Annotated in this window: 4 protein-coding genes and 1 pseudogene; 1 reads left to right on the top strand and 4 read right to left on the bottom strand. The window is 41.1% G+C overall.

What is annotated here, in order from left to right; translation table 11 throughout:
* Window positions 1-506 (bottom strand): annotated as a pseudogene (gene fucI / locus KEM09_RS21595) (L-fucose isomerase); the annotation flags it as partial.
* Window positions 507-622: 116 nt separating this feature from the next.
* Between fucI and KEM09_RS21590 the strand changes: the two are divergent.
* Complete coding sequence (locus tag KEM09_RS21590) at window positions 623-1522, top strand: helix-turn-helix domain-containing protein (protein WP_212231985.1); 900 nt, start codon at window positions 623-625, stop codon at window positions 1520-1522.
* A gap of 704 nt (window positions 1523-2226) precedes the next feature.
* Here the strand turns inward: KEM09_RS21590 and KEM09_RS21585 are convergent.
* The 3 genes from KEM09_RS21585 to fucK form a co-directional block, all read right to left on the bottom strand.
* Entirely contained in the window at window positions 2227-3519 is a 1293-nt protein-coding gene (locus KEM09_RS21585; RefSeq protein ID WP_212231978.1) for a class II aldolase/adducin family protein, read from the bottom strand.
* Between the two features lie 33 nt (window positions 3520-3552).
* Window positions 3553-4848: an L-fucose:H+ symporter permease gene (gene fucP, locus KEM09_RS21580; protein WP_212231976.1), complete on the bottom strand. Its 1296-nt coding sequence runs from the start codon at window positions 4846-4848 to the stop codon at window positions 3553-3555.
* Window positions 4849-4887: 39 nt separating this feature from the next.
* A partial coding sequence (gene fucK / locus KEM09_RS21575) for an L-fuculokinase (RefSeq protein ID WP_212231974.1) occupies window positions 4888-6132 on the bottom strand: 1245 nt, incomplete at its 5' end.

The raw sequence follows: 6132 nt of genomic DNA, 5'->3' as shown, positions 1-6132 counted from the left end.
CCGGCTTTTACAAAGCGAATGATCTTCTCCTGCACATCAGCAGGAATAGTTGTATCACCCACATCCTGCACATCACGACCATAAATACCAAAGGTCGGCAATCCCTTTTGCGTGTAACCGGCTAAGGCCGCCGCTAAGTATACAGCCCCCGGACGCTCGGTTCCGTTAAAACCCCAAACAGCTTTGGGCAATAAGGGATCGGTATCCATTACTTCGGTACCATAGCACCAGCAAGGCGTTACAGTTAATGAAACCCCAACTCCTTCTTTCTTGAATTTATTGGCGCACATGGCCGCTTCAGCCACACCACCAATACAAGTGTCGGCAATGACACATTCTACTTTTTCACCACTTGGGAATCGAAGTGTTTCCTCAATAAAATTAGCAGCTGCTTTTGCAAGATCCATCACCTGCGATTCCAGTGACTCTCTCACACCGTTTTCGCGACCATCAATAACCGGTCTGATTCCAACCTTGGGCAAATCGCCTATTAACCTGTTAGCCATTTTAAATATCTTTAATTTCGTATTTATTAAAACTTTCTGAATACAAAAATGCCCACAATAAAATCGTTAATAAATGTCTATTTTTAATAATTTTGTGTCTATTTTAAACACTAGACATGAATACTACAGATAATCGGCCACTAAAGGGAGATCCCTCTGAGATCATCCAAGTATTTCCTAAATATGAGATTCAGATTCATTGCTGTCGTTACTGGTGGCTCCAGAACTGGGAATTTAACAACCTCTCTTTTCCTTTCTGGAGAGTGTATCACAATAGTTTTGAAGGCGCTGCTATTATCTACAACGATCAAAGGATACCTATTACACCTGACAAGTTGATTCTCATCGCCCCTAACACTTCGTACTCCACCTACATGTATAATAACCCTATACCTCAATCCGGCTATTCGCTAAAAGGAGGGCGCGTCAGTCATATGTCCCCCTCCAATGAACAATACCTTCTTCACTTATTTATCCATTTTAACCTGGGCATGCCCTACGACAATGCGACTCCAGGTGTTCATTCTTTACCCATCAATAAGGAACTGGATACAATGCTTTCTGCCATTAAAAAGCATTTGAACTACGAACATTCCAAGTTTAGCTTTTACTCAACGTTAGCCATTAACACAATTGTCAACCATTTGCTATCAAAACTACCTGAAGAAAGTTGGGATGATACAACAGGAGATCATCGTATTATAACAGTCATCAAGTATATAGAAAGACAGCTCATTTCCGATTTAAGCAATCCAAAATTGGCAGGTATTGCAAAAATGGCCACTAATGCATTTACAAGGCTGTTTACTAAGGAAAAAGGCATCTCCCCTCAGCAATACGTTAAAAAGAAACGAATTGATAAAGCCTGTATTCTTTTGCATCACTCACATATGTCTATTGAAGAGATAGCTTCAGCATGTGGCTTTGCAGATCGTTACCACTTTACACGCATATTTAGTAAGATTACTGATTACTCTCCTGCCAAATACAAAAAAGAGTTTAGTATTGACTCATAATCTATTAGATCATCACACTGATTGAGTATTATTAACTCACGGAATTAAATATTCTTGAATATTCTCCCTTTTAAACTCCTAGACCTTTAACATAGAATTAGTGATAATTCTGTCAGAACAGTTACCTATTCCATTAACTCAACTGAGATTATTCGAATAAGTCACCCTTACCATTAATCACTTTACAATAAGGGTGACATTTCTATAATCCTGAAATATTTATCTTAGAAAGTAATAACGAACATGCCTAACCGTAGTGTTATAAAAATTATCCTTACCTTTGATTATAGTCAAATATTATAAGTGAGACCCTAACGAGACCCATTGGTTTTTGACAAATACAAAACACTGTATTTAAGCGCATTAAAAAGATAGTTCGAGTCCAGTCTTGGGCACAAAATAAATCCTAACACTTTGGTTATAAGCGTTAGGATTTTTTATTTAGTCACATTTTCTGCATTACCGACGCAACTGATGTTTCAAGATTTCATTTTGCCTTACAACCTGTTCACACTAAAATTTACATTATAAAATGGCCCGGTTTGCAGGTATTGAGATAAATGAATGTCAGTTTTACCATAGCCAATAGGAACACGCCTTGGAGCGCCATCTGCAATTGCTTACGTAAGCATTTATTTCCTGACAGATTGGTTAGGTATTCTAATACGAAATTTAAAGCCTCCTGTGATGGAGGCTTTATTTTACTAAAAAAATGCGTTACGCAAATCTTCTATCTCACCATCATTCATGGGTGCAAAATCGCCCAGCGATGTACCCATCACCAATGATTTTGCACTAAACTCGGCTACTTCAAGACGATCAAAGGCCTGCAATAATGAATTACCGGTCATCAGTACCGAATCATTTTCAATGATAACTCCCGGGTTGTCTTTTGATAGTAATTGGGGCAGAGAGTTATTATTGGCGAAATGACTGCCAAAGGGCACATTGGCCATATCCTGTAAGAAAATCCAGCTTTCAGGAATGGTTCTGACATCAAGTTTCTTGTGTGTCACACCATAAGCCATCAGGTATTCTGGTTGCGTTAAAATAATGGCATTAATTTCGGGATGCGTCTCATAAATCTTCTGATGTAACCAGGTTGAACGACTTGGCACCTTATCAGCTTCACATTTGCCATCTTTTATCTGCACAATATCACTCTCTTGCATATCCCAACGTGTAGCATCCGTTGGTGTAATCAAAAAGTCATTGCCTTTCCATCGCACAGAAATAGTACCATATGCACTCATCATCAAGCCTTGGTCACAGGCACGATGCATCATGTCCTTTATCTTATGACGTATTCCTTTCTCGTCAGATGTGTAAACTACATCACTCATCTTTGGATAATCGGCCGGCACTTGATTATTGAATGAAGAAAGCTGCTCTTCTGTCAGAAACTTTGGCTCACCAATAATCTTAGAATTAATTAGCGTGCGACAAGCAAATTCCAAAGTTTCGAAGCGCTCGTAGGCCTTAATAACATTCTTTCCGCCAACCACTGCACCATGGTTTTCCATGATTACCGAATCAAACCCTTTTTTAAATTGCTCCGAAATGGAATCTCCCAACTCGTTACTTCCTGGTATATGGTATTTGGCATAGCCAATAGGGCCGCAGACTGATTTAACCTGCGGAATGACATTGGTATTTGGTACTTGGCGAACAATACTAAAAGCCACCAATGCCGGAGGATGGGCATGTACTACTGATTTTAAATCGGGTCGCTCCGCATATATCGCCTTGTGAAAAGGGTATTCCATTGATGGCTTGTGAGGCCCTTCAATGGTGCCGTCAGCCTTTACACACATGATGTCTCTTGGTTTTAACGAACCTTTATCAACACCCGATGGCGTCACCCACATATCCCCACTCTCATCCATGATTGAGATATTACCGCCCGAAGTAGTGGTTAATCCCTTTTTATATATCCGGTTAATGATCATGATGATTTGATCACGCGGATGTAGTAAATCTAAATTTCTAACTGACATAGTTTTATTATTAACTTTTTTAATACTTACGATTTATGAAATTGATAATTGTGCTTTGTAGGATCGATAGCCATAAATGGCAATCACTATAAAGCAGATAAATGGTAGAATAAACGAGAAATTAACGGCCTTCATAAAGCCAATTTCTCCCATATCAATAATGGTTCCCTGCAATGGTGGCATTAAGGCACCACCAACAATGGCCATGACCAAACCGGCTGCACCCAGTGTTGCATCTTTTCCAACACCTTCGAGGGCAATGCCGTAAATAGTTGGAAACATTAGCGACATAAAGGCGGATGTAGCCACCAAACAATAGAGGCCAGCCATACCTTCAATCAAAATAGCACCACTAATGGTAACTAATGCACCAATAGCGAACAGCATCAACAACTTACGTGAATTAACGTACTTCATTAGAAAGGTGCTGATAAAGCGGCTTCCTAAGAAGATACTCATAGCAGCAATATTATACATCTGGGCAGTAGCTTTGTCAATACCAAGGTTGTCCGCATATTGTATGATGAATGTCCAGCACATGATTTGCGCAGCCACATAAAACACCTGTGCGATAACGCCTTCGCGATAGACCTTATTATTAACCAATCGCCTGAAAGACTGCATGGGGTGGATATGATTGGCATGACCTGACTGTGGCATCCTGACCGATGCAATCACCACCATAATGGCAATAACAATTACACCTAAAACCACATAAGGATTGCGGATAATCATTAAATCAGATGCACGAATAGCCGCTTTACTAGCTTCATCCAAAGTGGGAAATATCAATTCGCCGGCCGCATTGCGCTTATCTGACTCTAAAGCGGCCAATACAATTCGGGATGCGACAAACATACCCAATAACGACCCCATCGGATTGAAAGACTGAGCCAGGTTTAATCGCCTGGTAGACGTTTCTTCACTACCCAAAGACAGGATAAATGGGTTAGCTGTAGTTTCTAAAAATGCGAGACCAAATGTAAGGATATAAAGCGACACCAGAAAAAAGCCAAACGCCTGGTATTGAGCTGCTGGCCAGAACAATAATGCACCGGTTGCATATAATGCCAGCCCCAACAGAATACCTTTTTTATAACTGAACTTTTGTACAAATAGTGCGGCCGGAATAGCCATGGTAGCATAGCCCCCATAAAAAGCAAACTGCACCAGCGATGCCTTGGCATTAGAAATCTCCATGACTGTTTTAAAGGCAGCCACCATGGGATTGGTAATGTCATTTGCAAAGCCCCACAAAGCAAATAAGCTTGTTATGAGGATAAAGGGAACCAAGTATTTTTTTTCAACAATTTTTGGATTTTTCGTCATGATTAAAGAGTTATTTTTTCATAAGCAATGTGGCTGATTCTAACGCCTTTTAAAGGCAATGTATTTTCCATAAAGTGACTCATAAATAGCAGTGTTACCAGAAGGATAAATCACCTGTTCATTGTAATCGATCTGTTTTCGGCCTGCTTCAACCGATTTATATTTTCCGGCTCCGGCAAACACAAACATTGAAGCGCCCAATACGGTCGTTTCTTTTTGCTCAATAAACTGGATGGGTGTGTTACAGATATCGGCGCGTAACTGGTTCCACAAACGGTTTTTAGAACCACCACCAACACAAATAATCCGTTCAGCTTTAAAACCCCCGGCCGCCTCCAGTGCCTCCAATGCCTCACGCAGGCGAAAGGCCATACTCTCAAGGAATGCGCGATAAATCTGACTTCGTTTGGTGTTGATAGTTAAACCGGTAATCGTACCACCATTAGCACTGGTTCCATCATCATAAAAAGCCGGATCAACCATAATGCCATTAGCCCCTGGCAGTTCCTGCTCTGCTTCACTTATCATGGTTTCATACAATTCGTCCCCCGTCAATTCGGAGTAATAACTTTTTGAGAACCATTCCAGTACACCTGAGCCCAACCAGTTCTGACCGATATTAAACACCCCCTTGGTAGCATCCAACTCTGTTGTCAGATGCTTTTCCAGTTCTTTTTCGGTGGTACGATACCCTTGGCTGCGTGTCATCAATATTTCCCAGGTTCCTGAGCTCAATACCGGTTGATTTAACTGCGCCCCTGAGCCGAAAATGGCAAACTGTGTATCATGGCCGGCCACAAAAACCAGAGTTCCTACTGGCAGTCCTGTCAATGCTGCAACAGATTGACTAATACTCCCTGCCTGCTCTCCCGGTTCAGCCAGTTCGCCAAACAAACCACGGTCGATACCAATCGCATTTAAAATCTCCTCCGAAAAATCGCGCTTCTCTATATCACTCATCATGGATGTTCCCATCATGGTGGTATCATTCACCATCGCACCCGATAGTTTGTGTATCAGCAAAGAGGGGATAAAAAGGAATTGATGGGCCTTATCAATCACTTCGGGCCTGTGCTCCTTCAACCAAATCATTTTATTAATGGTATTGAAGGCATAGGGGTAAACACCTGACTTCTGGTAAAGCTCCTTTAAAGGAAAGTATTGATTAATGTTAGCCATGATGGGGGCTGTGCGTTGACATTGCCAGGAAATGACCGGATAAAGTAAGTTTCCTTGCTTATCAACAAAGGCACCATCTACACCAAAAGTTGTGACTGTTGCACC

Source organism: Carboxylicivirga mesophila, assembly GCF_018271975.1.
Classification (GTDB): domain Bacteria; phylum Bacteroidota; class Bacteroidia; order Bacteroidales; family Marinilabiliaceae; genus Carboxylicivirga; species Carboxylicivirga mesophila.
This window is presented reverse-complemented; position numbering and strand designations above follow the sequence as displayed.